The organism is Baekduia sp. (assembly GCF_035685985.1).
Lineage (GTDB): Bacteria > Actinomycetota > Thermoleophilia > Solirubrobacterales > Solirubrobacteraceae > Baekduia.
This window is the reverse complement of record NZ_DASRZV010000023.1, coordinates 34,109-58,905: the sequence shown is the minus strand read 5'-3', so window position 1 is coordinate 58,905 and position 24,797 is coordinate 34,109. Positions and strand designations below refer to the sequence as shown.

The 24,797-nt window shown below is 73.6% G+C and carries 24 protein-coding genes; 8 read left to right on the top strand and 16 right to left on the bottom strand.

The window, feature by feature from the left end:
• Both argS and VFG42_RS12390 read right to left on the bottom strand, forming a co-directional pair.
• The coding region (gene argS, locus VFG42_RS12395) for an arginine--tRNA ligase (RefSeq protein ID WP_324908811.1) at window positions 1–1,328 on the bottom strand (1,328 nt) is incomplete at its 3' end.
• A gap of 21 nt (window positions 1,329–1,349) precedes the next feature.
• Complete coding sequence (locus VFG42_RS12390; protein WP_324908809.1) at window positions 1,350–1,760, bottom strand: 23S rRNA (pseudouridine(1915)-N(3))-methyltransferase RlmH; 411 nt, start codon at window positions 1,758–1,760, stop codon at window positions 1,350–1,352.
• A gap of 72 nt (window positions 1,761–1,832) precedes the next feature.
• Between VFG42_RS12390 and VFG42_RS12385 the strand changes: the two genes are divergently transcribed.
• Genes VFG42_RS12385 through VFG42_RS12370 form a run of 4 tightly spaced genes read left to right on the top strand, consistent with a single transcriptional unit; the run spans window position 1,833 to window position 5,339 of the window.
• Window positions 1,833–2,564, top strand: coding sequence for a metallophosphoesterase family protein (locus VFG42_RS12385; RefSeq protein WP_324908806.1), 732 nt, complete (start codon window positions 1,833–1,835; stop codon window positions 2,562–2,564).
• A 2-nt stretch (window positions 2,565–2,566) separates the two neighbouring features.
• Window positions 2,567–3,130 carry a hypothetical protein gene (locus VFG42_RS12380; protein WP_324908804.1) on the top strand — a complete coding sequence of 188 codons (564 nt, stop codon included), beginning with the start codon at window positions 2,567–2,569 and terminating at the stop codon, window positions 3,128–3,130.
• A complete protein-coding gene (locus VFG42_RS12375) occupies window positions 3,127–4,377 on the top strand; it encodes a protein kinase domain-containing protein (protein ID WP_324908802.1) in 1,251 nt (416 codons plus the stop codon). Before VFG42_RS12380 ends, VFG42_RS12375 begins: the two co-directional genes overlap by 4 nt.
• 11 nt (window positions 4,378–4,388) lie before the next feature.
• Window positions 4,389–5,339 carry an SDR family oxidoreductase gene (locus VFG42_RS12370; protein ID WP_324908800.1) on the top strand — a complete coding sequence of 317 codons (951 nt, stop codon included), beginning with the start codon at window positions 4,389–4,391 and terminating at the stop codon, window positions 5,337–5,339.
• A gap of 8 nt (window positions 5,340–5,347) precedes the next feature.
• On the opposite strand, the gene tgt is transcribed toward VFG42_RS12370, so the two are convergent.
• A complete protein-coding gene (gene tgt / locus VFG42_RS12365; RefSeq protein ID WP_324908798.1) occupies window positions 5,348–6,538 on the bottom strand; it encodes a tRNA guanosine(34) transglycosylase Tgt in 1,191 nt (396 codons plus the stop codon).
• A gap of 65 nt (window positions 6,539–6,603) precedes the next feature.
• On the opposite strand from tgt, the gene VFG42_RS12360 reads away from it, so the two are divergent.
• Together VFG42_RS12360 and VFG42_RS12355 are read left to right on the top strand one after the other, a co-directional pair.
• Window positions 6,604–7,548 carry an aldo/keto reductase gene (locus VFG42_RS12360; RefSeq protein ID WP_324908796.1) on the top strand — a complete coding sequence of 315 codons (945 nt, stop codon included), beginning with the start codon at window positions 6,604–6,606 and terminating at the stop codon, window positions 7,546–7,548.
• Complete coding sequence (locus tag VFG42_RS12355) at window positions 7,545–8,435, top strand: NAD(+)/NADH kinase (RefSeq protein WP_324908794.1); 891 nt, start codon at window positions 7,545–7,547, stop codon at window positions 8,433–8,435. The genes VFG42_RS12360 and VFG42_RS12355 overlap by 4 nt, the downstream gene beginning before the upstream one ends.
• Here VFG42_RS12355 and VFG42_RS12350 read toward each other — a convergent pair.
• From VFG42_RS12350 to VFG42_RS12335, 4 genes are all read right to left on the bottom strand, one after another.
• Window positions 8,432–9,460, bottom strand: coding sequence for a substrate-binding domain-containing protein (locus tag VFG42_RS12350; RefSeq protein WP_324908792.1), 1,029 nt, complete (start codon window positions 9,458–9,460; stop codon window positions 8,432–8,434). The two genes, VFG42_RS12355 and VFG42_RS12350, sit on opposite strands and share 4 nt — an antisense overlap.
• Entirely contained in the window at window positions 9,457–11,010 is a 1,554-nt protein-coding gene (locus tag VFG42_RS12345; protein ID WP_324908790.1) for a sensor histidine kinase, read from the bottom strand. Before VFG42_RS12345 ends, VFG42_RS12350 begins: the two co-directional genes overlap by 4 nt.
• Window positions 11,007–11,738: a DUF4097 family beta strand repeat-containing protein gene (locus VFG42_RS12340; protein ID WP_324908788.1), complete on the bottom strand. Its 732-nt coding sequence runs from the start codon at window positions 11,736–11,738 to the stop codon at window positions 11,007–11,009. Before VFG42_RS12340 ends, VFG42_RS12345 begins: the two co-directional genes overlap by 4 nt.
• 75 nt (window positions 11,739–11,813) lie before the next feature.
• A complete protein-coding gene (locus VFG42_RS12335; RefSeq protein WP_324908786.1) occupies window positions 11,814–12,317 on the bottom strand; it encodes a MarR family winged helix-turn-helix transcriptional regulator in 504 nt (167 codons plus the stop codon).
• Window positions 12,318–12,382: 65 nt separating this feature from the next.
• On the opposite strand from VFG42_RS12335, the gene VFG42_RS12330 reads away from it, so the two are divergent.
• Complete coding sequence (locus VFG42_RS12330) at window positions 12,383–13,303, top strand: VOC family protein (RefSeq protein WP_324908784.1); 921 nt, start codon at window positions 12,383–12,385, stop codon at window positions 13,301–13,303.
• A 4-nt stretch (window positions 13,304–13,307) separates the two neighbouring features.
• On the opposite strand, the gene VFG42_RS12325 is transcribed toward VFG42_RS12330, so the two are convergent.
• From VFG42_RS12325 to rapZ, 8 genes are all read right to left on the bottom strand, one after another.
• Window positions 13,308–13,721: a nitroreductase family deazaflavin-dependent oxidoreductase gene (locus VFG42_RS12325; RefSeq protein ID WP_324908782.1), complete on the bottom strand. Its 414-nt coding sequence runs from the start codon at window positions 13,719–13,721 to the stop codon at window positions 13,308–13,310.
• A gap of 10 nt (window positions 13,722–13,731) precedes the next feature.
• Window positions 13,732–16,431 carry a response regulator gene (locus VFG42_RS12320; protein WP_324908780.1) on the bottom strand — a complete coding sequence of 900 codons (2,700 nt, stop codon included), beginning with the start codon at window positions 16,429–16,431 and terminating at the stop codon, window positions 13,732–13,734.
• 38 nt (window positions 16,432–16,469) lie between these two features.
• Window positions 16,470–17,966: a 2,3-bisphosphoglycerate-independent phosphoglycerate mutase gene (gene gpmI, locus VFG42_RS12315; RefSeq protein ID WP_324908778.1), complete on the bottom strand. Its 1,497-nt coding sequence runs from the start codon at window positions 17,964–17,966 to the stop codon at window positions 16,470–16,472.
• A complete protein-coding gene (gene tpiA, locus VFG42_RS12310) occupies window positions 17,963–18,724 on the bottom strand; it encodes a triose-phosphate isomerase (RefSeq protein ID WP_324908776.1) in 762 nt (253 codons plus the stop codon). Before tpiA ends, gpmI begins: the two co-directional genes overlap by 4 nt.
• Entirely contained in the window at window positions 18,721–19,860 is a 1,140-nt protein-coding gene (locus VFG42_RS12305) for a phosphoglycerate kinase (RefSeq protein WP_324908774.1), read from the bottom strand. The genes tpiA and VFG42_RS12305 overlap by 4 nt, the downstream gene beginning before the upstream one ends.
• A complete protein-coding gene (gap, locus tag VFG42_RS12300) occupies window positions 19,857–20,858 on the bottom strand; it encodes a type I glyceraldehyde-3-phosphate dehydrogenase (protein ID WP_324908772.1) in 1,002 nt (333 codons plus the stop codon). Before gap ends, VFG42_RS12305 begins: the two co-directional genes overlap by 4 nt.
• A gap of 72 nt (window positions 20,859–20,930) precedes the next feature.
• Window positions 20,931–21,296: a VOC family protein gene (locus VFG42_RS12295; protein WP_324908771.1), complete on the bottom strand. Its 366-nt coding sequence runs from the start codon at window positions 21,294–21,296 to the stop codon at window positions 20,931–20,933.
• Window positions 21,297–21,308: 12 nt separating this feature from the next.
• Window positions 21,309–22,220, bottom strand: coding sequence for an RNase adapter RapZ (gene rapZ / locus VFG42_RS12290; protein ID WP_414642382.1), 912 nt, complete (start codon window positions 22,218–22,220; stop codon window positions 21,309–21,311).
• Between the two features lie 62 nt (window positions 22,221–22,282).
• Between rapZ and VFG42_RS12285 the strand changes: the two genes are divergently transcribed.
• On the top strand, window positions 22,283–23,140 hold the full coding sequence (locus VFG42_RS12285; protein ID WP_324908767.1) for a DUF2127 domain-containing protein: 858 nt from the start codon (window positions 22,283–22,285) through the stop codon (window positions 23,138–23,140).
• Window positions 23,141–23,172: 32 nt separating this feature from the next.
• Here the strand turns inward: VFG42_RS12285 and VFG42_RS12280 are convergent, their stop codons facing one another.
• Window positions 23,173–24,792 carry a putative manganese-dependent inorganic diphosphatase gene (locus tag VFG42_RS12280; protein ID WP_324908765.1) on the bottom strand — a complete coding sequence of 540 codons (1,620 nt, stop codon included), beginning with the start codon at window positions 24,790–24,792 and terminating at the stop codon, window positions 23,173–23,175.
• Window positions 24,793–24,797 lie beyond the last annotated feature (5 nt).

Sequence of the window (24,797 nt, the reverse complement as noted above, 5' to 3'; positions counted from 1 at the left end):
CCCGCCTTGCGCAGCACCGCGCTGATCCGCGCGTGGGCGTACTGCACGTAGTAGACGGGGTTCTCCGACGTCTCGCTCTTGGCCAGCGCCAGGTCGACCTCGATCGTCGTGTCGTGCGAGCGGTTGAGCAGGAACCACCGCGCCGCGTCCACGCCGATCTCCTCGACCAGCTCGTCGAGCGTCACGAACTCGCCCGCGCGCTTGGACATCGAGACCTTCTCGCCCGCGCGGACGAGGTGCACGAACTGCATGATCAGCAGGTCGAGCCGGTCGGGCTCGCCGCCCAGCGCCTCGTAGGCGGCGCGCATCCGGCCGATGTAGCCGTGGTGGTCGGCGCCCAACACGTACACCATGCGATCGAAGCCGCGCTCGCGCTTGTTCTGCGCGTAGGCGATGTCGGAGGCGAAGTACGTGTGCTCGCCCGTCGACCGCTCGATCACGCGGTCCTTGTCGTCGCCGAAGTCGGTCGTGCGGAGCCAGAGCGCGCCCTCCGACTCGTACGTGTGCCCCTGGGCGCGCAGGACGTCGAAGCCGTGCGAGACGCCGGACTCGCCGTCCGGACCCGTCTCGTGCAAGGACTTCTCGCTGAACCACACGTCGAACTCGACGCCGAACGCGTGCAGCGACGCGCGCGCCCGCGCGACCATCATCTCGACCGCCTCCCAGCCGACGTCCTCGACCGGGCGCGTCGCGGCGTCGGCGATCTCGAGCGCGAGCGTCGCCACGTAGTCGCCGACGTAGCCGTCCTGCGGGACCTCCTCGCCCCGGGCGCGCGCCTGGACCGACTTGCCGAAGTTGGCGACCTGCGAGCCGAAGTCGTTGACGTAGAACTCGCGCGTGACGTCGTGGCCGACGAACGAGAACAGCCGCGCCAGCGCGTCGCCGTAGGCCGCGTTACGCGCGTGGCCGACATGCAGCGGCCCGGTCGGGTTGGCCGACACGAACTCGACGTCGACCTTCTCGAACGACGCCGCGCCGCCCGCGCCGAACCCGTCGCCCGCGGAGACGACGTGGGCCAGCGCGTCGACGTACCAGGCGTCGCTCAAGAACAGGTTCAAGAACCCCGGGCCGGCGACCTCGACGCGATCCAGCGACGCGCCGAGCCGATCGGTCAGCCGCGACACCAGCTGGTCGGCCACGTCGCGCGGCTTGGCCTTCATGACCGGCGCCAGCAGCATCGCGGCGTTGGTCGCGTAGTCGCCGTGGTCGGCCTGGCGCGGGCGCTCCAGCGACGGGCGGGACTTGGGGAACGGGGCGTCGGTCGCGGCGGCGTCGGTGGCGACGGCCTCGACCGCTTCCCGGAGCTGGTCGACGGGGGTCAGCGGCATCTCCCCCCATCCTACGGCGGGTCAGTAGTGATACGGCTCGTTGCCGAGGATCTTGTGCGCGCGATAGACCTGCTCCAGCAGGACGACGCGCGCGAGCTGGTGGGGCAGCGTCATCGGCCCGAACGACAGCCGGTGGTCGACGCGATCCAGCCGGACGCCGCCGAACGCCCCGCCGATGACGAACCACACGTCCCGGCCCTCGTGGCGGCGGCGCTCGATCCAGCGCGAGAACGCCACCGAGTCCATCGTCTCGCCGCCGCTGTCCAGCAGCGACACGTAGGCCCGCTCCGGGATCCGCCGCGCGACCTGGTCGTCGTCGCGGACCTCGACGACCTCCACCCGCGCCTGCCCACCGAGGAGCTTGCGGTAGTGCTGGACGTCGTCCGCGTACGGGGGCTTTATGCGGCCGACAGCCAAAACGACGATCTTCATGCAGCAGCGATCCTCGCATGGCCGCTCGATAGCCTCCAAGGGGGTCGGGGCGCCCACGGGCGTCCTTTTCGCATGCGCATCGCCGTCCTCTCCGACATCCACGGAAACATCCACGCCCTCGACGCGGTCTTGTCCGACGTGGAGCGTGAGGACGTGCACGAGGTGTGGTGCCTGGGCGACATCGTCGGCTACGGCGCCGACCCCAACGACTGCTGCGCGCGGATCCGCGAGCAGGCCGACGTCGCGCTGTGCGGCAACCACGACATGGCGGTCACCGGCGAGCTGTCGCTGGAGGAGTTCTCGCGCGGCGCCGCGATCGCCGCGCGCTGGACCCAGGAGGTCCTGAAGCCCGACCACGCCGCGTGGCTGCGCGCGCTGCAGCCCTCCGGCGAGGCGCGCGACGTCGGGCTCTTCCACGGCTCGCCGCGCGACCCGGTCTGGGAGTACGTGCTGTCGTCGCTGCTGGCCGAGCTGTGCTTCGACTCGATGACCCGCCGCGTCGGCCTCGTCGGCCACTCGCACGTCGCGCTGAGCTTCGTCCGGCCCGAGGGCGAGCCCGCCACCGGCGAGCCGCGCAAGGGCGGCGACGCGGTCGACATCTCCACCGGCGAGTGGATCCTGAACCCGGGCTCGGTCGGTCAGCCTCGTGACGGCGACCACCGCGCCGCCTGGCTGCTCCTCGATCTGGACCTCTGGCGCGCCCAGTGGCGGCGCACCGAGTACGACGTGTCCGGCGCTCAGGCCGCGATCCGCGCGGCGCGCCTGCCCGCGTCGCTCGCGGAGCGCCTGGAGTACGGTCAGTGAGCGTGCCCCGCGCGCCCCTCCCCCACCTCGTCGCGCTGCTGCTCGGCATCGGCGCCGCCGTCGCGGTCGGCTGCGGTGACCGCTCGGACCTGATCCCGCAGGGCAAGGCCGACCAGCTCACCCAGCAGCTCGCCGACATCAAGTCGCGCATCGACCAGGGCGACTGCGACGGGATCACCGGCGACGCGCGCCAATTCCGCGCCGCGGTGATCGCGCTCAACAACAACGGCGTCGACACGGCGCTGCGCCGCCGCCTGCGCGAGGGCGCCGACTCGCTGCTGGCCCACGCCGCCGCCGACTGCGCCGCGGTCCGCGACGGCCAGACCCAGACCGAGACGACCGACACGACCACGACCGAGACGGCGACGACGCCCACGGAGACGGTCACCACCGTCACGACGCAGACGCAGACGACGCCGACGAACACGACGACCCAGCCGCAGACGACGACGCAGCAGACGACGACCGAGCCGCCCCCGACGACCCAGCCGGACGGCACGACCGACACGACGCCCGACGACGGCAACGGCGGCGTCGTCCCGCCCGACGAGGGAGCGACCCCGTGAGCGGCCAGGGCACCATCGCCGGCCGCTACGAGCTGGGCGACCGCCTCGGCCTCGGCGGCATGTCCACCGTGTTGGTCGCGTTCGACACGCGGTTGGAGCGCTACGTCGCGATCAAGCTGCTGGCCGAGCACCTCGCCGACGACGCGACGTTCGTCACGCGCTTCCGCCGCGAGGCGATGGCCGCCGCGCGGCTCGTCCACCCCAACATCGTCCAGGTCTACGACTACGGGCTCGACGAGCCCAGTGGCCGCTACTACATCGTCATGGAGCGGATCGTCGGCCCGTCGGGCGCGCAGGTGCTGCGCGACCGCGGCCGCCTGCCGATCGACGAGGCCGTCGACTGGATCGCCCAGGCCTGCCGCGGGCTGGAGTACGCGCACCGCGCCGGCGTCGTGCACCGCGACGTCAAGCCCGGCAACCTGCTGCGCTCCGAGGGCGACGGGACGATCAAGCTCGCGGACTTCGGCATCGCCAAGACCGCGTCGGAGGAGTCCTCGATCACGCAGGTCGGCTCCGTGCTCGGCACCGCCGCCTACCTGGCGCCCGAGCAGGCCGCCGGCGAGGAGGCCGGCCCGGCCGCCGACCTGTACGGGTTGGGCGTCGTCGCCTACCAGCTGCTCGCGGGCCGCCTGCCCTACGAGGCCGCGTCGCTGACCGAGCTCGCGCTCAAGCAGCAGCGCGAGGTCCCGCCGCCGCTGCACCACGTCGACCCGTCGATCCCGCCCGCGCTGGCGGTCGCCGTCGAGCGCGCGCTGGCGCTGCGTCCGGGCGCGCGCTACGCGTCGGCCGACGAGATGCGCCAGGCGATCATCGACGGCGCGCGCGGGGTCGGGCCCGACCAGGACGCGACGCGCGTCGTCGGCGGCCACCCCGACGAGACCGCGGCCACGACGGTCTTCGGCGGCGGGCCCGGGACCGAGTCCGCGCCGGTCGTCCTCCCCCGCGAGCCGCGCCCGCCGCGCTCCGGCGTCGTCGCGCCGGCGGGCGGGTCCGGTCGCCGCGTCGCCCAGGACGCCCCGCCGCCGCGCCCGCCCGCCACGCGCTCCTCGCGGCGCAAGAAGCGCGGCGCGTTCCGCCGCCTGGTCACCGTCCTGCTCCTGCTCGCGCTGCTGGTCGCCGCCGGCGCGGCCGCCTACATCGCGACGTCGCAGGACAAGGCGTCGGTGCACCTGCGCGACGTCGTGCACGACAACGCGAACCAGGTCATCGACGACCTGACGCAGCTCATCCAGGACAACACGAGATAGCCTCGCGGGCCATGGCCCGCTCGCGAGAGACCTATGACGTGCGCGGCAAGGTCGCGCTGATCACCGGCGCCGCCCGCGGCATCGGCCTGGAGACCGCGCGCCGCCTGCACGCGCGCGGCGCCACGGTCGTGCTCGTCGGCCTGGAGCCCGAGCTGCTGAAGGACCACGCCGACGCCTTCGGCGCCGACCGCGCCGCGTGGTTCGAGGCCGACGTCACCGACCCCGAGCAGCTCGAGGCCGCGGTCGCCGGGACGATCGAGCGCTTCGGCGGCATCGACGTCGTGGTCGCCAACGCGGGCGTCGCGAACGTCGGGACGATCGAGACGATGGCCGTCGCGGACTTCGAGCGCGTGATCGAGGTCAACCTGCTCGGCGTCTGGCGCACGGTCCGAGCGACGCTGCCGCACGTGCGGGAACGCAAGGGCTATGTGTTGGTCATCTCCTCCATGTCGGCGGTCGTGCACCTGCCGCTGATGGGCCCGTACACGATGGCCAAGGCCGGCGTCGAGGCCTTCGCCGACGCGCTGCGCATGGAGGTCGCCCACACCGGCACGAAGGTCGGCGTCGCGTACTTCAGCTTCATCGACACCGACATGGTCCGCGGCTCGTTCGCCCATCCGGCCGCGGCGGCGTCGCGCAAGGGCCAGCCGTCGTTCGTCACCAAGCCGATCCCGCTGTCGGAGGCGGGCGACGCGATCGACCGCGCGATCGCCGGCCGCCTGCGCATCACCTACGCCCCGCGCTGGTCGGGCGTGCTGATCAAGCTGCGCGGCTTCATCCCGCCGCTGCTGGAGGCCGGCCAGCGCCGCCGCCCGAAGGACACGATCGCCGCGATCGAGGCCGCGCGGGCCGCCGAGCGCGGCGACGGCGGCGACGCGCCGACCGGCACGCACGTCGACGCCAAGTACGCGCGACCCGCGGCGCCGAAGGGCAAGCTGCCGCGCGTCGGCAGCGGCGGCTAGCGCGAGAGCTACGGCGCGAGGCCGCCGCGCAGCGCGGCGGCCTCCTCGGCCAGCCGGCCGTCGATGATCGCCTGGCGCAGGCGGGCCATCGTGCGCTGGACGAACGCGAGGTTGTGGACGACGAGCAGCCGCAGGCCGGTCAGCTCGCGCGCGGCGACGAGGTAGCGCAGGTACCCGCGCGTGAAGCCCGCCTCGCAGGTCGGGCACGGGCAGCCCTCGTAGATCGGCTCGTCGGAGTCCTTGAAGCGCCCGGCGGTCAGGTCCACGCGCCAGCGCTTGTCGGGGTCGGGGACGAGCGCGACGCCGTGGCGGCCGAGGCGCGTGGGCATCGCGCAGTCGAACGTGTCGATGCCCAGCTCGGTGCCGCGGATCAGGTCGTCGACGTCGCCGATGCCCAGCAGGTGGCGCGGCGGCGCCTCCGGCAGGATCGACGTCGCCATCTCGACCACCTCGTACATCTGCGGCTTGTCGGCGCCCAGCGACCCGCCGATCGCGATGCCGTCGACGCGCGACTCGGCGATCACGCGCGTGGACTCCTGGCGCAGGTCCTCGTAGACGCCGCCCTGGACGATCCCGTACACCAGCTGGCCCTCGGGGCCGTGGGCGTCGTGCCAGTCCAGGCAGCGCTCCAGCCAGCGGTGCGTGCGCTCGGTCGAGCGCGCCGTGTAGTCCTTGGACACGTTGAACGGCGTGCACTCGTCGAAGACCAGCGCGATGTCGGAGCCCAGCGCGGCCTGGATCGCCATCGAGTCCTCGGGGCGCAGGAACTTCTCCGAGCCGTCGATGTGGCTGCGGAACGCGACGCCGTCCTCGGTGATCTTCAGCGTCTTGCCGTGGCGCTCGCCGCCGTGCGCGGCGCGGCCCTTGATCTCGTCGGCGACCGTGCCGTGGCCCATCGAGAAGACCTGGAAGCCGCCCGAGTCGGTGATGATCGGATGGTCCCAGCGCATGAACTCGTGGAGGCCGCCGAGGCCCTCGATGCGCTCGTGGCCGGGCGTGAGGAACAGGTGATAGGTGTTGCCCAGCACCATGTCGAAGCCGAGGTCGCGGACCTCGGCGGGCGTCAGCCCCTTCACGGTGGCCTTGGTCGCCAGCGGGACGAACGCGGGGGTGCGGACCTCGCCGTGGGCGGTGCGCAGGATGCCCGCGCGGGCGAGCGAGCCGGGGTCGCGGGCGAGGATCTCCAGGGGGGAAGCCATCGGCGCTCGACCCTAGCGGGCGACGGGCGCGCGGAGTGCGGTGACGCGTTCGCTAGCGTCGGGCCATGACCCAGCTCGGATCCAGCGGCCTCGACGTCAGCGCGCTCTGCCTCGGCACCAACGTCTTCGGGTGGACGGCCGACGAGACGACGTCGCACGCGGTGCTCGACGCCTACGTGGCGAGCGGCGGGAACTTCCTCGACACCGCCGACGTCTACTCGGCGTGGGTGGACGGCAACGCCGGCGGCGAGTCCGAGGCGATCATCGGCTCCTGGATCGCGAAGAACCCGGACAAGCGCGACGACCTGGTCGTCGCGACCAAGTGCTCGCAGCTGGCCCCGAACAAGGGCCTGGGCCGCGACGCGATCCTCGGCGCCGCCGACGCCTCGCTGAAGCGCCTGCGGACCGACCGCATCGACCTCTACTGGGCGCACTACGACGACGCCGACACGCCGCTGGAGGAGACGCTGGCCGCCTTCGGCGAGCTGATCGTCGCCGGCAAGGTCCGCGCGATCGGCGCCTCCAACTACAGCGCGCCGCGCCTGGCCGAGGCGCTCGCGCTGGCCGACCGCGAGGGCCTGCCGAAGTACGTCGCGCTGCAGCCCGAGTACAACCTGGTCGAGCGCGAGGAGTACGAGTCGACGCTGGCGCCGCTGGTCGCCGAGCACGAGCTGACCGCGGTCCCCTACTACGGCCTGGCCCACGGCTTCCTGACCGGCAAGTACCGCCCGGGCGGCCCCGCCGTCGACAGCCCGCGCGCCCGCGGCGCGGCCGCCTACCTGGAGCAGCCGGGCGCCGTCGCCGTGCTGGAGGCGCTGGACGCGGTCGCCGCCGCGCACGACACGACGGTCGCCGCGGTCGCGCTGGCCTGGATCGCCGCCCAGCCGCATGTCACCGCGCCGATCGCCTCGGCCCGCACGGTGGCGCAGCTGCGCGACCTGCTGCCGGTCGACGACCTCCAGCTCACCGCCGGCGAGATCGAGCGCCTGACCACGGCGACGGTCGCATGATCCCTGCGCGGATCGGCGTGGTGGTGCATCCGCACCGCGACCTCGACGAGGCCCTCGCGACGCTGCGCGGCTGGGCGGCGGGCCACGGCGAGGAGATCGTCCAGATCCGCGTCGAGGGACAGGAGCGCCAGGTCGCCCCGCTCGGCGACCCCGCCGACTGCGACCTGATCGCGGCCGTGGGCGGCGACGGCACGACGCTGGCCGCGCTGCACGCCGGCGCGCCGCACGGCCTGCCGGTGCTCGGGATCGCGTGCGGCAGCCTCGGCGCGCTGACCGCGACCCACGCCGGCGAGCTGACCGTCGCGCTGGACCGCTTCGCCGCCGGCGCGTGGGAGGCGCGCGCGCTGCCGGGCGTCGCGGTCGCCGTCGACGGCCACGCGCCGAAGATCGCGCTCAACGACCTCGTCGTCGTGCGCAAGGGCGCCAACCAGGTCGTCGTCGGCGTCGAGATCGACGACGAGCCGTTCGTGCGCTTCGCGGGCGACGGCGTCGTGATCGCGACGCCGCTGGGCAGCAGCGCCTACACCATGGCCGCGGGCGGCCCGGTCCTGGCGGGCGACACGCCGGCGATCGTCGTGACGCCGGTCGCCGCGCACGGCGGCTCGACGCCGCCGCTGGTCGTCGGGTCCCAGAAGGAGGTGCGCGTGACGATCGACGGCGGCTGGGGCGGCGCGCGGATCGAGCTCGACGGCCAGATCCACGACTACGACCCCAAGGAGCTGCACGTCGCGTGGCGCGCGGGCTACGCGACGCTCGTGCGCTTCGCGGGCGCCGAGACGCTGCTGGCCGGCCTGCGCCGGCGCCGGATCCTGCAGGACAGCCCGCGCGTCGTGGCCCGCGACGAGCGCGAGCGGGCGCACGAGCCGGACGCCGGCGCGGCGGGCTAGCGGATCGACCGCGCCGACAGCTCGATCGCCTGCGCCGCGTTGGCGGCGGTGACGAAGTTCGGGCCGGTCGGGATCACGTCGCCCTGGGCCGGGAACAGGCCGTAGCGCGCCTTCTGGGCCAGGAGCACGACCGGCAGGTAGCCCTGCAGGTAGGCCTGCTGGTCGACCGCGAAGGCGAGCCTGCCGTCGCGGACGGCCTTCAGCACGTCGGGCCCGAGGTCGAACGTGCCGACGGTGACGTCGGCGCCGGCCAGCGCCTTGCCGGCCGCCAGGCCCGACGTCCCGTTCATCGCCAGCGCGCCGTCGGCGCCCGCGGCCTCGACCGCCGCGGCGATCCGCCTGGGCGCGTCGGCGGCCTGGTCGTCGATCCGCACCATCTTGGACGTGCCGCCCGCCGCGCGCATCGCGCGCGCCAGGCCGGCGCAGCGCGCGTCCAGCCCCTGGTTGGGGATCAGCAGGTTGATGCACAACGCCCGATGGACGCCCGCGCGCGCCAGGCGCCGCCCGGCCTTGAAGCCCGCGTCGCCCTCCGGCTGGCCGACGTGCGCGAGCACGCCGAGCTTCTTGTACTGGTCGCTGCCCGAGTTGATGGTGACGGTCGGGATGCCGGCCTTGACCGCGCGCTCGATCGCCGGCGCCAGGCCCGGCTCGGGCAAGGACACCACCAAGCCGTCGGGGCGCGTCGCCACGGCCTGGTCGATCAACTCCTCCATGTGCGCCAAGGAGTACACGTCGGGCGCCTTGTAGTCGATGACGACGTCCATCTGGCGCCCGGCCGCCTCCACCCCGTTGCGCACGATCGCCCAGAACGGGCTCGAGGCCTGGCCGTGGGTGACGACCGCGATCCGGACCGCGTGCCCGCCGCCGGGTGTGTCGGGCATCGAGCCGGAGGAGCCGGGGTTGTCGGCGCCCGTGCCGCTGCGCGCGACGGTGACCGGGCCCTCGTCGACCGTCGTGCTCCCGCCGCACCCGGCGAGGATCGCCGCCGCCAACGCCATCACCATCACAACGACCAGGCGTCTCATCCGCCCTCCTCCGTGATCTCGCTCGCCGGGATGCGCGCCCGCAGGCGCGTGCCGCCGCCGGGCGGGCTGTCGATGTCCAGCTCGCCGTCGACCGCCGCGAGGCGGTCCCGCAGCCCGCGCAGGCCGCTGCCCGCGCCGACGTCCACGCCGCCGACGCCGTCGTCGGCGACGTCGACGAGCACCGCGCCGTCCTCGCGGCGGATCCGCACGTCCACCCAGGAGGCGCGCGCGTACTTCACCACGTTGGTCAGCGCCTCGGCCACGACGAAGTAGGCGGCGGCCTCGACCGGCTCGGCGGGCCGCCCGTCGAGCGCCACGTGCGCCTCGACCGGCAGCGGCGCGCGCGAGGCCAGCGCCTCGATCGCGGGCGCCAGGCCCTGGTCGGTGAGGATCGTCGGGTGGATGCCGCGCGCCAGCTCGCGCAGCTCGGCCAGCGCGCTGGAGAGCCGGTCGCTCAGCGAGTCCACCAGCGGCACCAGCTCCGGCCGGTCGGCGACCTTGCCGCGCAGCAGCCGCAGCTCCAGCGCCAGCGCGACGAGCTGCTGCTGGGCGCCGTCGTGCAGGTCGCGCTCGATCCGGCGCCGCGCCGCGTCGGTCGCCTCGACGATCCGCAGGCGCGAGACGCGCAGCTCCTCCAGCCGCGCGCGCAGGTCGGCCTTCAGCCGCTCGTTGTCGATGGCCAACGAGGACGCGGCGGCCGCCGCCTGCACCAGCTCGCTCGTCGTGTCCAGCGCGGCGTCGTGGACGATCGCCGCGACCGGGCGGCCGTCGCGCTCGACCGCCGTCCACGTCCGCCCCGAGGCCGGGTGCGGCAGCTCGACGCGGCGGCCGACCTCGTCGACGAAGATCTCGCGGTCCGGCAGCCAGTAGGCGATCGACACCGAGTGGTCGCCGAGCGACTCGGCCAGCAGCTCGCGGACCGGGCCGCCCGCGGCGACGTGGCGCGGCAGCAGCAGCGCGCGCGACACGGTGCACATGACGGTCGCCAGCGCGTCCAGCGCCGCCAGCGCGAGCACGGCGGCGGGCAGCGACAGCACCAACAACACCAGGCCGGTCCCGAAGCCGAACGACCACGGGCCGAAGTAGTCGACGTCGCCGACGCCCGCGACGGCCTCGACGCCGAGCTTGGCCAGCCATGCGAACAGCACGACCGGCACGAGGCCGACGGCGAGCTGCGCGGCGGTCAGCAGCGGCTTGATCGCCAGCAGGCCGACCGTCCGCCAGAGCGCGCGGTCGGCCAGCACGGCCTGGCAGCGCCGCCAGAGGCTGCCGGTCGCCGGACGCGGCGCGCCGGCCACCGGCGGGATCCGCGCGCCGAGGAAGCGGTTGGCCGCGCGGCGGTCCAGGCGCACGAGCCCGCGGCAGGCGGCCGCGCCCGCGAGCAGCACCGGCAGGCCGAGGCCGCCGATCACGCTCAGCGCCGCGCCGACGGCCAGCACGACGACCGCGAGCACGCCGAGGATCGCGATCGGCACGCTCGCGGCCAGGTACGCCGTCGCCTCGCCCGCGCGGACGAGCCGGCGCGGCACGATCAGCGCCGCGGTGGTCACGAGCCGCCGCGCTCCACGGTCACCGCGCCCGAGCCCGACAGCGCCTGGATCGCGAACGGCGCGCCGGCGTCGGTCGTCACGCCGGTCACGCGCGGGCGCGGACCGGACGTCGACGCGTCCACGCGGTAGCGCGCCGCCGGCACGTGGACGTGCACGGCGCCGGTCGTCGTGCGCAGCGTCAGCTGCGGCGGCGGGCAGGCCGTCGAGGCGTCGATGTCGCCGCCGTCGTCGGCGCGCGCCTGCAGCGCGAAGCCGCAGAAGCCGTCGATGTCGATGTCGCCCCGGCCGGTCGTGATCCGCGCCGAGCCGCGGTAGCCCGCGAAGCGCACCGAGCCGTCGCCGGTGCGGACGGTCAGCGGCACGTTGTCGGGGACGACGACGCGGTAGGTCACCGCGCAGCCGTGCAGGACCGTCCGCGGGCAGCGCGAGCGCACGCGGAACACGCCGCCGGCCACCGACCGCTGCGCGATCGGCGCGTGGCCGAAGCCGTAGCGGTCGACGTGGAGCACCGAGACCGAGGTCGTCCGGCCGCCGCCGAGGACGACGACGTCGGCGTCGCCGAGGTCCAGCGAGACGCCGGTGACCGCGCCCTGGACCGCGTAGGTCACGCGCCGCTCCTGGGAGGACGCCAGGCTCCAGACGGCGAGCACGATCGCCGCGACGCCGACGACCGCCCCGCAGAGCGCGACCAGCCGTCCCCACGGTGTGAGTGCTGCGGCGCCGGGCACGCCGCGCACTCTAGACCGGTGAGGGCGCGCTCAGGGTACGGCTAACGCGCCGTCCGCCGCGCGTTCGGCGGAGGCTCAGCAGCCGCAGTCGTCGCCCGCCGCGCCCTTGGCGCCGGGCAGCACGCGCGCCCAGATCCCGCCGAGGACGTCCAGCTCCTCGGGCGAGAGGTGGCCGAGGAACAGCGAGCGGACGCCGGCCAGGTGCGTGGCGCGCGCCGCGATCAGCTTCTCCTCGCCCGCGGGCGTCAGCTTGGCGAACGCGCCGCGCGCGTCGCTGGCGCAGGACTCGCGCACGAGCAGCCCGTCGCGCTCGAGGCGGTCGACGAGCCGCGTCAGGCCGCTGCGGCTGAGGATCACCGACGCGGCGAGGTCGCACATCCGCATCTTGCGACCGTCGGCCTCGGCCAGGTACAGGAGGACCTCGTAGGAGGTCAGCGGCAGCCCGTGCTCGCGCTCGAGCTGCTGGTCAAGGGCCTTCGACAGCGACGCGTGGACGCGCAGCAGCCCGCGCCAGGCGAGCAGCTCACGCTCCTCGAGGGCGCCGGTCTCGGCGGGAGAGATCGTCGTGGTGGTGGACACGGGGGCGCCATGGTTGCATGAACAACCGCCGCGCGGAAGGACTTGCAGGCGTACTGTCAGCCTTCATGCCCTTGGAAGGCCTGCACCACGTGACCGCGATCTGCGCCGACGCGCCGCGCAACGTCGACTTCTATGCGCGGGTGCTCGGGTTGCGACTGGTCAAGAAGACGGTCAACTTCGACCAGCCCGACGTCTACCACCTGTACTACGGCGACGAGGCCGGGACGCCGGGGTCGATCCTCACGTTCTTCGAGTTCCCGGGCGCGGCGCCGGGCGTCGCGGGCGCCGGGATGGTGCACGCGATCGTGTGGCGGACGGCGGGGCCGGAGGCGCTGGCGTTCTGGGCGACGCGCCTGGCCGACGAGGGCGCGCCGGTCACGTGGGTCGAGGGCGGTGTGCTGCGGTTCACTGATCCCGAAGGGCTCGTGCACGAGCTGGTGGCGTCGGACGCGGGCGATCCGCCGCTGACCGCGGTCGCGCTGGACGTCCCGCCCGAGCACCGGCTGCTGGGCTTCCACGGCGTGCGCGCCTACAGCGCCGCGCCGGAGCACAGCGCGCCCGTGCTGCGGGCGCTGGGCTTCACGCGGCGCGCCGAGGGCGGCGCGTGGGTCGCCGAGGGCGAGCGGCGCCACGGCGTCATCCACTACGACCGCCCGCCGCCCGCCCGCCACGGGATGGCGGGCGCGGGGACCGTCCACCACGTCGCGTGGTCGGCGGCCGACGACGCCGAGCTGACCGCGCTGCGCGGCGTCGTCCGCGACGCGGGCGGCCACCCCACGCCGATCATCGACCGCCAGTACTTCCACTCGGTCTACTTCCGCGAGCCCTCCGGGGTGCTCTTCGAGCTGGCGACGCGCGACATCGGCTTCGCCGTCGACGAGGACGCGCGCGAGCTGGGCCGGGACCTCAAGCTGCCGCCGCGCTACGAGAGCCGCCGCGCGCAGCTCGAGACGCTGCTGACGCCGCTGGCCAACCCGCGCTACTGAGCCGCTACGCGCCGGCGGCGGGCTCCAGGACCACGACCGGGATCTGGCGGTCGGTCTTGGTCTGGTACTCGTCGTAGGCCGGCCACTCGGAGGTCATGATCTTCCAGAGCTCCGGCTTCTCCTCGGGCGTGGCGTCGCGCGCGGTCACCGGGATGCGCTCGCCCCAGACCTGGATCGTCGCCGACGGGTCGGCCTGGAGGTTGACGTACCAGGCCGGCGGCTCCGGGGCCCCGCCCTTGGAGGCCACGACGAGGTACGTGCCGTCGTGCTCGCCATAGATCAGCGGCGCCTTGCGGGGCTCGCCCGACTTCCGGCCGGTCGTCGTGAGGATCAGGGTCTTGGTGCCGCCCTGCCAGTCGTGGCCCTCGGCGCCGTCGGTCGCCTCGTAGCGCTCGATGTGCTCCTGTCCGAAAAGCATGGGTGTAGTTCTACCCGACGCGCTCGCGCAACGCGCGTCGTGTCCGCGCCCAGGACCGTTCCAGGCGCGCCGCCGCGTCCCGCAGGTCGTCGCCGGGCGCCTGGGCGCGGCCGAGCCGCTCCAGCTCGTCGGCGATCGTGTTGAGCTGCCCGGCGCCGACGGCCAGGCAGCCGCCCTTGAGCCGGTGGGCGCCCTGGGAGATCTCGACGTGGTCGTCGCCCTCGGCGGCCAGCACGATGCGCTCGATGATCGGCGGGGTCGAGTCGATGAACGCGTGGACGACCTCGCGGACGACGTCGGGCGAGAAGTCGCGCGCGAGGTCGTCGAAGCGCTCGTCGTCGATCGGGTCCTCGGCGTCCTCGCGGCCGGCCGCGTCCGGCGCGGCGGCGTGGCCGGCGCCGTTCCCATGGCCATGGCCGTTGCCGTCGCCGTCGCCCCGCGCGGGCAGCCAGCGCGCGAGCATCGCGTCGACCTCGTCGGGCCGCAGCGGCTTGGCGACGTAGTCGTCCATGCCCGCCGCCAGGCACTTCTCGCGGTCCCCGGCCATCGCGTGCGCGGTCATCGCGACGATCGGCAGGCGCCCGATGCCGCGGCCGACCTCGCGCTCGCGGATCCGGCGCGTGGCCGCGTAGCCGTCCAGCTCGGGCATCTGGCAGTCCATGAACACCAGGTCGACCGCGCTCTCGGTCGCCAGGCGCACCGCCTCCAGCCCGGTCGCCGCCGCGATCGTGCGGTGCCCGCGCTTGTCCAGCAGCTTCTCCATCAGGATCCGGTTGACGTCGTGGTCCTCCGCGATGAGGATCAGCGCGCCCTCGTCGCCGGTGCCGCCTCCGGGCGCCATCGTCGCTTCGACCTCCTTGTCGTGGGCCTCCCGCACGCGCGCCTGCTGCGCGCCGGTGGCGTGGTACATCGCCGACGCGATCGCGTCGTACAGGCGCGACTGGCGGACCGGCTTGGTGAGGAACTCGGTCACGCCCGCCTCGCGCGCGGCGGCGTGGCCGGTGCCCGACGAGGTCAGCATGACCATCCGCACCGACCGCAGCGCGGGCGCGGCGCTGATCGCGCGCGCCAGCTCGACGCCGTCCATGCGCGGCATGTTGAAGTCCAGGATCGCGACGTCGAACGGCTCGCCGCGCTCGGCGGCGCGGTGCAGCGCGTCGAGCGCCTCCTGGCCGTCCGGGCAGCTCGTCACGCGCATCCCCCACGAGCCCAGGTAGGCCTCCAGGACGCGCCGGTTCGTCGCGGTGTCGTCGACGGCCAGCACCTTCAGGCCGCGCAGCTCGATCGGCGGCCGCACCGTGGCGGGCTCGGCCTCGGCGGCGGCGAACGGGATGACGAACGCGAAGTCCGAGCCCTGGCCGACCGTGCTGGCGACCGTCAGGTCGCCGCCCATCATCCGCGCGAGCTGGCGGCTGATCGCCAGGCCCAGGCCGGTCCCGCCGAAGCGGCGCGTGGTCGACGCGTCGGCCTGCTGGAAGGACTCGAAGAGCCGGTCGATGTCCTTGTCGGCGATGCCGATGCCGGTGTCGCGGACGCTGAAGCGCACGCGGTGGCGCCCGTCGGGCCCGTCCCCACCCGCCTCCGCCGCGCAGCGCACCTCGACGGCGACCTCGCCCTCGGGCGTGAACTTCACGGCGTTGGACAACAGGTTGGTCAGGATCTGCGCGACGCGGCCGCGGTCGCCGCGCACCGCGCGCGGCACGTCCTCGGCGATCAGCACCGACAGCTCCAGGCCCTTGCCGTGCGCGGTCGCGGCGACGACGTCGGAGGTCGTCTCCACCACCTCGCGCAGGTCGAAGTCGCGCTCCTCCAGCTCCAGGTGGCCGGCCTCGATCTTCGAGACGTCCAAGATGTCGTTGATGACCACCAGGAGCTGCTCGCCCGAGCTGCGCGCGGTCTCCGCGTACTCGCGCTGCTCGGGCTCGAGGTCGGTGTCCAGCAGCAGGTCCGACATCCCGATCACGCCGTTCAGCGGCGTGCGGATCTCGTGGCTCATGTTGGCCAAGAACGTGGACTTGGTCCGCGACGCCTCCTCGGCCCGCGCCCGAGCGATGGCCGCGACGGCCTCGCGGCGGATCCAGCGCACGTTGAAGACCGCCAGCGCGGCGAGCCCGCCGAGCGTCAGCACGAGGCCGGCGACGCCGAGGATCGTGGCGCGGTCGGCCGCGCGGTCGGCGGCGGCGGCCTGGCGGTCCGACAGCGCCAGCTCGGCCGTGCGGAACGCGTCGAAGCGCGCGCGCAGGTCGTCGAGCTGGGCCTTGCCGTTGGCGAGCTGGTCGCGCAGGTCGGCGCGGCCGACCGTCAGCGGCAGGCCGGCGGCCATCGTCGCCCAGCCGGTGCGGTAGCCCTCGACGCGCCGGCGCAGCTCCTCGAAGCGGCGCCGCTGCGCGGGGTCGTGGACGAGCCGGTCCAGCGTCGCCTCGACGCCGGGGATGTCGCGCTGGGCGTCGCGGTACGGACCGAGGTAGTCGTCGCTGCCCGTCAGCAGGCGTCCGCGGACGCCGGTCTCCAGGTCGACGACGAAGCGGTTCAGCCGCGAGGCCTGGAGCACGACGCGCTCGGCCGTGCGGGCGGCCTCGGCGTTGGAGCGCATCGAGGACAGGCCGTCGAGCAGGAGCGCGAAGACGATCGCGACCACGATGCCCACGGCGACGAACGCCGCGACCGTGGGGGCGACGATGCGCCCCCTGGATCCAGCCCCCTTGCCCATCCGGGGCCGAGTCTAGTAGGGCGCAGGTTTTCTGAGCGTCAGCGCCGCGACACGAGCGAGCGGCCGGTCATCGCCGCGGGCTGGTCGATGCCCAGAAGCTCGAGCAGCGTTGGGGCGACATCGGCAAGGATGCCCCCGTCGCGCAGCGTCAGGCCGTCGACCGTGACGATCACCGGCACCGGGTTGAGCGAGTGCGCCGTGTCCGGCGACCCGTCCTCTTCGAGCATCTCGTCCGCGTTGCCGTGGTCGGCGGTGATCAGCAGCGCGCCGCCGGTCTCCTGGACCGCGGCGACGAGGTCGCCCAGGCACGCGTCGACCGTCTCCACTGCCTTGACCGCGGCGGGGATGACGCCGGTGTGGCCGACCATGTCGGCGTTGGCGAAGTTGATGATCCCGAACCGCGGCTCGTCCTCGCGCCAGGCGGCGATGAACTTGTCCGCGGCCTCGCGGGCGCTCATCTCGGGCTTCTTGTCGTAGGTCGGGACGTCGCGCGGCGACGGCGCCAGCTCGCGCCGCTCGCCCGGCTCCTCGGCCTCCTCGCCGCCGCCGAAGAAGTACGTGACGTGCGGGTACTTCTCGGTCTCGGCGACGTGCAGCTGCTTCCCGCCCGCCCGCGCGATGACCTTGGTCATCGTGATCTCCGGCCGCTGCGGCGGGAAGGCGACCGGCCACGGCCAGCCCTCCTCGTACTCGGCCAGCGTCGTGTAGCGCGCGGCCTGAGGCGCCACGGCCTCCGTGAGCTGCCGCATGCGGTCGGGGCGGAAGTTGAAGGCGATGACCGAGTCCTGCGGGCGGATGCGCGCCTCGTCGCCGACCGTCGTGGCCTCGACGAACTCGTCGCCGCGGTCGTCGCGCTCGTAGGAGGCGCGGACGGCGTCGACCGCGCTGTGGGCGTGGTGCGGCGAGACGCCGTCGATCAGCAGGTCGACCGCGGCCCGCGTGCGCTCCTCGCGCTTGTCGCGGTCCATCGCGTAGTAGCGGCCGACGACGCTGCCGATGCGGGCGTTGCCGGCCTTCTCGCACCACTCCTGGACCTGCTGGAGGTACTCCTCGCCGCCGTGCGGCGACGTGTCGCGCCCGTCGGTGAACGCATGGACGACGACGTCCTGGACGCCCTTCTCCCCCGCCAGCGCGATCAGCGCCTCGAGGTGCTTCCACCCCGAGTGCACGCCGCCGTCGGAGACCAGGCCGATCAGGTGCACGCGCTCGAAGCCGTCCAGCGCCGCGTTGAGCGCCGCGTTCTCGCCCAGCGCGCCGTCCTCGACGGCCTCGTCGATGCGCGTGAGGTCCTGCTTGACCACGGCGCCCGCGCCGAGGTTGAGGTGTCCGACCTCGCTGTTGCCCATCTGGCCCTCGGGCAGGCCGACGGCCTTGCCGCCCGCCGTCAGCCGCGTGTGCGGGTACTTGGCCCACAGCGCGTCGAAGACCGGCGTGTCGGCGAGGTCGACCGCGTTGCCGGGCCCGGGCGGCGCGAGCCCCCAGCCGTCGAGGACGACCAGCACGGCGCGCTCGACCGGCAACGCGGACGAGGTCATGCCTTCGGCGCCGCTTCGATGATGGAGACGAACTGCTCGACGTCCAGCGACGCGCCGCCGATCAGGCCGCCGTCGCAGTCGGGCAGCGCGAGCAGCTCGGCCGCGTTGTCGGGCTTCATCGAGCCGCCGTAGAGGATCCGGGTCAGCTCGGCCTGCTCCTTGGAGCGGTCGGCCACCAGCGCGCGGACGAACGCCAGCGCGTCCTGCGCCTGCTCGGCGGTCGCGACCTGGCCGGTGCCGATCGCCCAGACCGGCTCGTACGCGATGACGACCTCGCCGAGGCGCTCGGCCGGGACCTTCTCCAGCCCCTCCTGCACCTGGTGGCGCAGGCGGCGCTCGGTGTCGCCGTTCTCGCGCTCGTCCTCGGTCTCGCCGACGCAGAGGATGACCCGCAGGCCCGCCTCCATCGCGGCCGGGACCTTCAGCTGCAGCGCCTTGTCGGTCTCGCCGAACAGCTGGCGGCGCTCGGAGTGGCCGAGGACCACGCCGTGGACGTCCAGCTCGGTGAGCATCGGCGCCGAGATCTCGCCCGTGAACGCGCCCGACGGCTCGTGGTGCATGTTCTGGGCGTAGACCTCCAGGCGCGAGCCGCGCGTGGAGTCCACGACGGCCTGCAGCGCCGTGAACGGCGTGCAGACGGCGACGTCGACGTGCTCGGCGGTCGCGATCCGCGGGAGCAGGGACGCGACGCGCTCCTCGCTCTCCTCGATCGTGCCGTTCATCTTCCAGTTGCCCGCGATCAGCGGCGTCCGACTCATGCTTGAAGCACCTCCACGCCCGGGAGCGTCTTGCCCTCGATCAACTCCAGCGACGCGCCTCCGCCCGTCGACAGGTGCGTGACCCCGTCCTCCAGGCCGAACTGCGCCAGCGCGGCCGCGCTGTCGCCGCCGCCGACCACCGTCGTGCCCGACGTCTCCGCGACGGCCTCGGCGACCGCGCGGGTGCCCGCCTCGAACGGCGCCAGCTCGAACGCGCCCATCGGGCCGTTCCAGAACACCGTGCCCGCGCTCTTGACGACCTCGGCGTAGGCCGCCGCGGTCTTGGGCCCGACGTCGAGGCCCATCAGGCCGTCGGGGACGTCGACCCCGTCGACGTGCGTCACCGGCGTGGAGGCGTCGAACGCCTCGCCGCAGACGACGTCGACCGGCAGCCGGACCTGGCCCTCGCGCGCCTCGGCCAGCACGCGCCGCGCCGGCTCGATGCCCGCCTCCTCGCACAGCGAGGAGCCGACCTGATGGCCTTGGGCCTTGAAGAACGGGAACTGCATGGCGCCGCCGATCAGGATCGTGTCGGCCTGGTCGAGGAAGGCCTCCAACACGCCGATCTTGTCGGTCACCTTGGCGCCGCCGACGATCGCGACCAGCGGTCGCGCCGGGTTCGCGAGGATGCCCTGGAGCGTCTCGACCTCGCGCTGGAGCAGCAGGCCCGCGGCGCTCGGCAGCAGCTTGGCGATCGCGTGCGTCGAGGCGTGCGCGCGGTGCGCGGCGCCGAACGCGTCGTTGACGTAGGCGTCGGCCAGCGAGGCGTACGTCTTGGCCAGCTCGGCATCGTCCTTGGTCTCGCCCGCCTCGAAGCGGACGTTCTCCAACATCACGACGTCGCCGTCGGGGACGCTGTCGAGGTCGGCGGCGAGCGCCACCTCGGCGTCCAGCAGCTCGCCCAGGCGCGCGGCGACCGGCGCCAGCGACAGCTCCGGGTCGCGGCCCTTCGGCCGGCCGAGGTGGGCGGCGAGGAGGAGCCGCGCGCCGCGGCGGCGCAGCTCCTCCAGGGTCGGCAGCGCGGCGCGGATGCGCGCGTCGTCGGCGATGACGCCGTCCTTCAACGGGACGTTGAAGTCGACGCGGACGAAGACGCGCTTGCCGCCGAGGTCGCCGAGGTCGTCGAGGGTTCTCAAAGGACCTTCTGGATGAGGTCGGCGAGGCGGTTGGAGTAGCCCCACTCGTTGTCGTACCAGGACACGACCTTCACGAGCGTGCCGTCGATGACCGACGTCAGCCCGCTGTCGAAGATCGAGCTGTAGGGGTTGGTCACGATGTCCGACGAGACCAGCGGGTCCTCCGTGTACTGGAGGACGCCGGCCAGGTCGCCGGTGTCGGCCTTCTCCTTGAACAGCGCGTTGATCTCCTCGACCGAGGTCTCGCGGTCGGCCTCGAAGGTGAGGTCGACCATCGAGCCCGTGGGGATCGGCGCGCGGACCGCGAAGCCGTGCAGCTTGCCGTTGAGCTCGGGCAGCACGAGGCCGACGGCCTTGGCGGCGCCGGTCGACGTCGGCACGAGGTTGATCGCGGCGGCGCGGGCGCGGCGCAGGTCCTTGTGCGGCGCGTCCTGCAGGTTCTGGTCCTGCGTGTAGGCGTGGATCGTCGTCATCAGGCCGTGCTTGATGCCGATCGCGTCGTTGACGACCTTCGCGGCGGGCGCGAGGCAGTTCGTCGTGCACGACGCGTTGGAGATGACGTGGTGGGCGTCCTTGTCGTACTTGTCGAAGTTGACGCCCAGCACGACCGTGATGTCCTCGTCGCTGGCCGGCGCCGAGATGATGACCTTCTTGGCGCCCGCGTCGAGGTGCTTGGCGGCGTCGGCGCGCTTGGTGAAGAAGCCGGTGGACTCCACGACGACGTCGACGCCGAGGTCGGCCCACTTCAGGTCGGCGGGGTCGCGCTCGGCGAAGACCTTCAGCGGCTTGCCGTCGACGACGATCGCGTCGTCCTGCACCTCGACCGTCCCCGGGTACGGGCCCAGGATCGAGTCGTACTTGAGGAGCTGGCCGAGCGTCTTGGTGTCGGTGAGGTCGTTGACGGCGACCCACTCGATGTCGGCGCCGCTCGCCTGGGCGGCGCGGAAGAGGTTGCGGCCGATGCGGCCGAAGCCGTTGATCCCGACGCGTACGGGCATGTCGTGGTCAGTCCTTCCGGAGAGGGGGCGTTTCGTTCTGGGAGACGGCGGACCCTACCGGTCCGCTTGACATCAATGCCCGCCCGCGACGACCTCGATGCGCAGGCCATCCGGGTCGAGCACGTACGCCGCGTAGTAGCGCGGTCCGTACTGGGGCCGCGGCCCGGGCGGGCCGTCGTCTCGCCCGCCGTGGCGCAGCGCCGCCTCGTAGGCCGCGTCGACCGCGACCCGGCCCGCCGCCTGGATCGCGCAGTGGCCGTAGCCCGGCTCGGGCGTGCGACCGCGCTGGACGATCCAGAACCGCGGCTCGTGCTTGCCGTAGGCGATCGCCGCCTCACCGGTGTGCACGCGCCGGATCCCCAGGCGCGAGAACAGCGCGTCGTAGAAGCGTGCGGAGGTGGCGAGGTCGGAGACCTCGAAGCCAACGTGGTCAATCAAGGCCGGCGGAGCCTACGGCTTGCGGCCGATGTCGCGGTGCTCGATCTCGACCACGACGTCGTCGCGCTCGGCGAAGCGGTGGCCGAGGTGCTCGGTGATCGCGACGGAGCGGTGGCGGCCGCCCGTGCAGCCGATGGCGACCGACAGGTGCGCCTTGCCCTCCTCCTCGTACTGCGGCACGAGGAAGTCCAGCAGCGGCTCGAGCAGGCCGTAGAACTCGGCCAGCTTGCCCTCGCGCGCGACGTACGCGACGACCTCGGGCTCCAGGCCGGTCTTCGGGCGCAGCTCCGGGACGTAGTGCGGGTTGGGCAGGAAGCGGACGTCGAAGACGAGGTCGGCGTCGCGCGGCGGGCCGTGCTTGAAGCCGAAGGACTGGAACGTGAGCGCGAGCAGGCCGCGGCGGTTGCGCGGCAGCAGGTCGTCGGCGATCCGGCGGCGCAGGTGCGCGGCCTTCAGCCCGGACGAGTCGATGATGAAGTCCGAGCGCTCCTTGATCGGCGCGAGCATCTCGCGCTCGCGCGCGATGCCGGACGCGATCGAGCCCTCGGGCGCCAGCGGGTGGCGGCGCCGCGTCTCCTTGTAGCGGTCGACGAGCGTCGCGTCCTCGGCGTCCAGGAAGAGCACGCGCGCCGGCAGCTCGCGGGCGTGCAGCTCGTCGATGACGCCCTCCAGCGGCGTGAAGAACTCGCCGCCGCGGACGTCGGAGACGATCGCCGCGCGCTCGACCTTCGAGCCCTCGTGCGTGAACAGCTCGACCAGCGACCGGATCATCTCCGGCGGCAGGTTGTCCACGCAGAAGTAGCCGGCGTCCTCGAAGACGTTCATGGCCACGGTCTTGCCCGCGCCGGAGAAGCCCGAGATCACCACCAGGTCCTCGAGGCGCGTGTCCGTGCTCGTCGGCGCGGGGGTGCTGCTCACGGCCATGCCGACACTATGACGCCTGCGGCGGATCCCCCGGTGTTCCAGCGGTTAATGTCCCTGCCACGTTGTCCGGTTCCGTCGCCCCCGGCGTTCGCCGCGAGCCCCCGCGCCGCTTCGTCCCGCGCTTCCACTGGGAGCTGCTGGTGTGCGGGCTGGCCGGCCACGCGCTGGTGGGCCTGGACGCGCGCCGGCTGCGCCCCGAGGACGCGATCGTCGTGCGCGAGCGCGACGGCGTGCGCTGGCACCGCTGCCTGCGCTGCGACTCGTGGCTGCCGCTGCCGCCGCCCGGCGACGCGGAGGCGACGGCCGCGACGCCGCCCGACCGCGACGCCGTCGACCTGCCGCTGCGCGGGCGGCCGTTGCGCGACAAGATCGTCCTGCGGCTGATCGCCGTCGACCGCGCGGCGCACTTCCTCGGCCTCGGCCTGCTCGGCGTCGCGATCCTGCTGTTCAGCGCCAACCGCGCGAACCTCCACGACGTCGTCCTGCGCGTGGTCGCCGACGTCAGCGGCGAGTCGTCGAGCGGCGGCGCCGCGGCCGGCCACGGGCTCACGCACCGCATCGACGAGCTGTTCTCGCTGCGCAGCGGCCGCCTGCACCTCTACGCGGCGATCGCGCTGACCTACGCGACGATCGAGGGCGTCGAGGCCTTCGGCCTCTGGTTCGGCAAGCGCTGGGCCGAGTACCTCACGTTCCTCGTGACGGCGTCGCTGCTGCCGGTCGAGATCTACGAGCTGATCGACCGCGCCACGCCGTTCAAGATCGTGGCCTTCGTCATCAACGTGGCGGTGGTCGTCTACCTGTTGTACGCCAAGCGCCTGTTCGGGCTGCGCGGCGGCATCGCGGCCGACGAGGCGCTCAAGGCGCGCGACGTCGGCTGGCCGGCGCTGGAGGCGACGGCGCCGCCGGTGACCGCGCCTTAGCGCGCCCCTCCGACCGGCCGGCGCCGTCTCGCTCAGAACGCGCCGAGCAGCTGCGGCGCGACCTGCTTCTTGCGGCTCATCACGCCCGGCAGCTCCAGCACGCCCTCGTCGGCCTGCGTGCCGAACGCGCGCTCGGCGGCGCTGACGTCGCCGGCGACCAGCAGCGAGGTGTGCTTCTCCAGGATGTCGGTGACCATCAGCGCGCTGAGCACGTGGCCGTTCTTGTCGTGCTGGACCTGGAGCGCCTCGCGCAGCTCGCCGAGGCGGTCGACGAGGACCTTGCCCGCGGTCTCGACCTGCGCGATGCACATCGGGCCGTCGGCGGTCTCGTACTCCTTGAGGTCGCGGCCCAGCAGCGCCTCCACGGGCGCGTCGGCGGCGTCGGAGCCCGACTCGAACATCTCGCGCCCCCACTTCAGCGCGTCGAGGCCCAGCAGCTCCTCGAGGTGCCTGACCGCGACGCGGTCGCGCTCGGTCGTGGTCGGCGAGTTCAAGATCACGGTGTCGGACAGGATCGCGCCGAGCAGCACGGTCGCGGTCGGCTTGGTCGGCTCCTCGCGCGCCTGCTGGAAGCGCTCCAGCACGAGCGTCGAGGTCGAGCCGACCGGGTCGAACGTCGCGCGCACCGGCAGCCGCGTCTCGATCGAGCCGATGTGATGGTGGTCGAGGATCTCGACGATGTGCGCCTGCTCGATGCCCGTCACCGACTGGCCCTGCTCGGCGTGGTCGACGAGGATCACGTCGCGCGGCGTCGGGTTGACGAGGTCGGTGCGCGTCACCAGCCCGATCGGATGCCCGCGCCGGTCGACGGCGATCGCCGAGCGGTAGTGCACGTTCTTGATGTCGTCGGTGACGTCCTCGAGCAGGTCGTTGCCGCGGACGGTCAGCGGCTCGGCGTCCATCAGCGCGCGGCACGGCGCGGCCAGCGTCGTCATGCGGCCGCAGACGTAGGAGTCCAGCGGCGAGACGACGACCGCGGTCCCGGCCTCGTTGGCGAGCTTGAGGATCTCGTCGCTGGGCGTCGAGCCGTTGGAGACGAGCATCAGCGCGACGCCGCGCTCGATCATCCGGCGCTGGGCGTCCTCGCGGTTGCCGAGGACGACGACGTCGCCCTCGCCGATCCCGGACTCCGGGAAGTCGACCTCCATCGCGAAGACCCAGACGCGGCCCGCGACCGCGACGTCCTCGCCGACGATCTGCTCGCCGCTGACCGCGCTGGCGATCGCGCTGACGCGCGTCGGCGTGTCGACCAGCGACGAGGCCTCGCGCGACTCGCGGATGTAGCGGCGGGCCAGCGCGCGCTCGGTCATCACGCCCACGAGCTTGCCGTCGTGGTCGACGATCGGCACCACGTCGAGCTTGTCGGCGGCCATCGTCAGGCCGACCTCGCGCACGGCGTCGTCGACGCCGGCCGCGTAGAAGTCCTGCTGCATCACGTCGCGGACGCGCAGCATGATGTGCGGCAGCAGGTCCGGCTCGGCGGCCCCGGCCCGGTCCAGGACCCAGCGGGTCTGGGCGTTCAGGTCGCCGAGGCGGACGGGCAGGTAGGTGGTGTCGGGATCGAGGCGCGCCCGCAGCTCGGCGTACCCGATCGCGGCGGCGATCGAGTCCGTGTCCGGGTTGCGGTGACCGGTGACGTAGGTGAGCGGCACTCTCA

Excerpts from the sequence above, each read along its gene's own strand:
- VFG42_RS12390 (WP_324908809.1), bottom strand. The coding sequence starts at position 1,760 with ATGAAGATCGTCGTTTTGGCTGTCGGCCGCATAAAGCCCCCGTACGCG.
- VFG42_RS12385 (WP_324908806.1), top strand. The coding sequence starts at position 1,833 with ATGCGCATCGCCGTCCTCTCCGACATCCACGGAAACATCCACGCCCTC.
- VFG42_RS12370 (WP_324908800.1), top strand. The coding sequence starts at position 4,389 with ATGGCCCGCTCGCGAGAGACCTATGACGTGCGCGGCAAGGTCGCGCTG.
- tgt (WP_324908798.1), bottom strand. The coding sequence starts at position 6,538 with ATGGCTTCCCCCCTGGAGATCCTCGCCCGCGACCCCGGCTCGCTCGCC.
- VFG42_RS12360 (WP_324908796.1), top strand. The coding sequence starts at position 6,604 with ATGACCCAGCTCGGATCCAGCGGCCTCGACGTCAGCGCGCTCTGCCTC.
- VFG42_RS12355 (WP_324908794.1), top strand. The coding sequence starts at position 7,545 with ATGATCCCTGCGCGGATCGGCGTGGTGGTGCATCCGCACCGCGACCTC.
- VFG42_RS12350 (WP_324908792.1), bottom strand. The coding sequence starts at position 9,460 with ATGAGACGCCTGGTCGTTGTGATGGTGATGGCGTTGGCGGCGGCGATC.
- VFG42_RS12330 (WP_324908784.1), top strand. The coding sequence starts at position 12,383 with ATGCCCTTGGAAGGCCTGCACCACGTGACCGCGATCTGCGCCGACGCG.
- VFG42_RS12325 (WP_324908782.1), bottom strand. The coding sequence starts at position 13,721 with ATGCTTTTCGGACAGGAGCACATCGAGCGCTACGAGGCGACCGACGGC.
- VFG42_RS12320 (WP_324908780.1), bottom strand. The coding sequence starts at position 16,431 with ATGGGCAAGGGGGCTGGATCCAGGGGGCGCATCGTCGCCCCCACGGTC.
- gpmI (WP_324908778.1), bottom strand. The coding sequence starts at position 17,966 with ATGACCTCGTCCGCGTTGCCGGTCGAGCGCGCCGTGCTGGTCGTCCTC.
- tpiA (WP_324908776.1), bottom strand. The coding sequence starts at position 18,724 with ATGAGTCGGACGCCGCTGATCGCGGGCAACTGGAAGATGAACGGCACG.
- gap (WP_324908772.1), bottom strand. The coding sequence starts at position 20,858 with ATGCCCGTACGCGTCGGGATCAACGGCTTCGGCCGCATCGGCCGCAAC.
- rapZ (WP_414642382.1), bottom strand. The coding sequence starts at position 22,220 with ATGGCCGTGAGCAGCACCCCCGCGCCGACGAGCACGGACACGCGCCTC.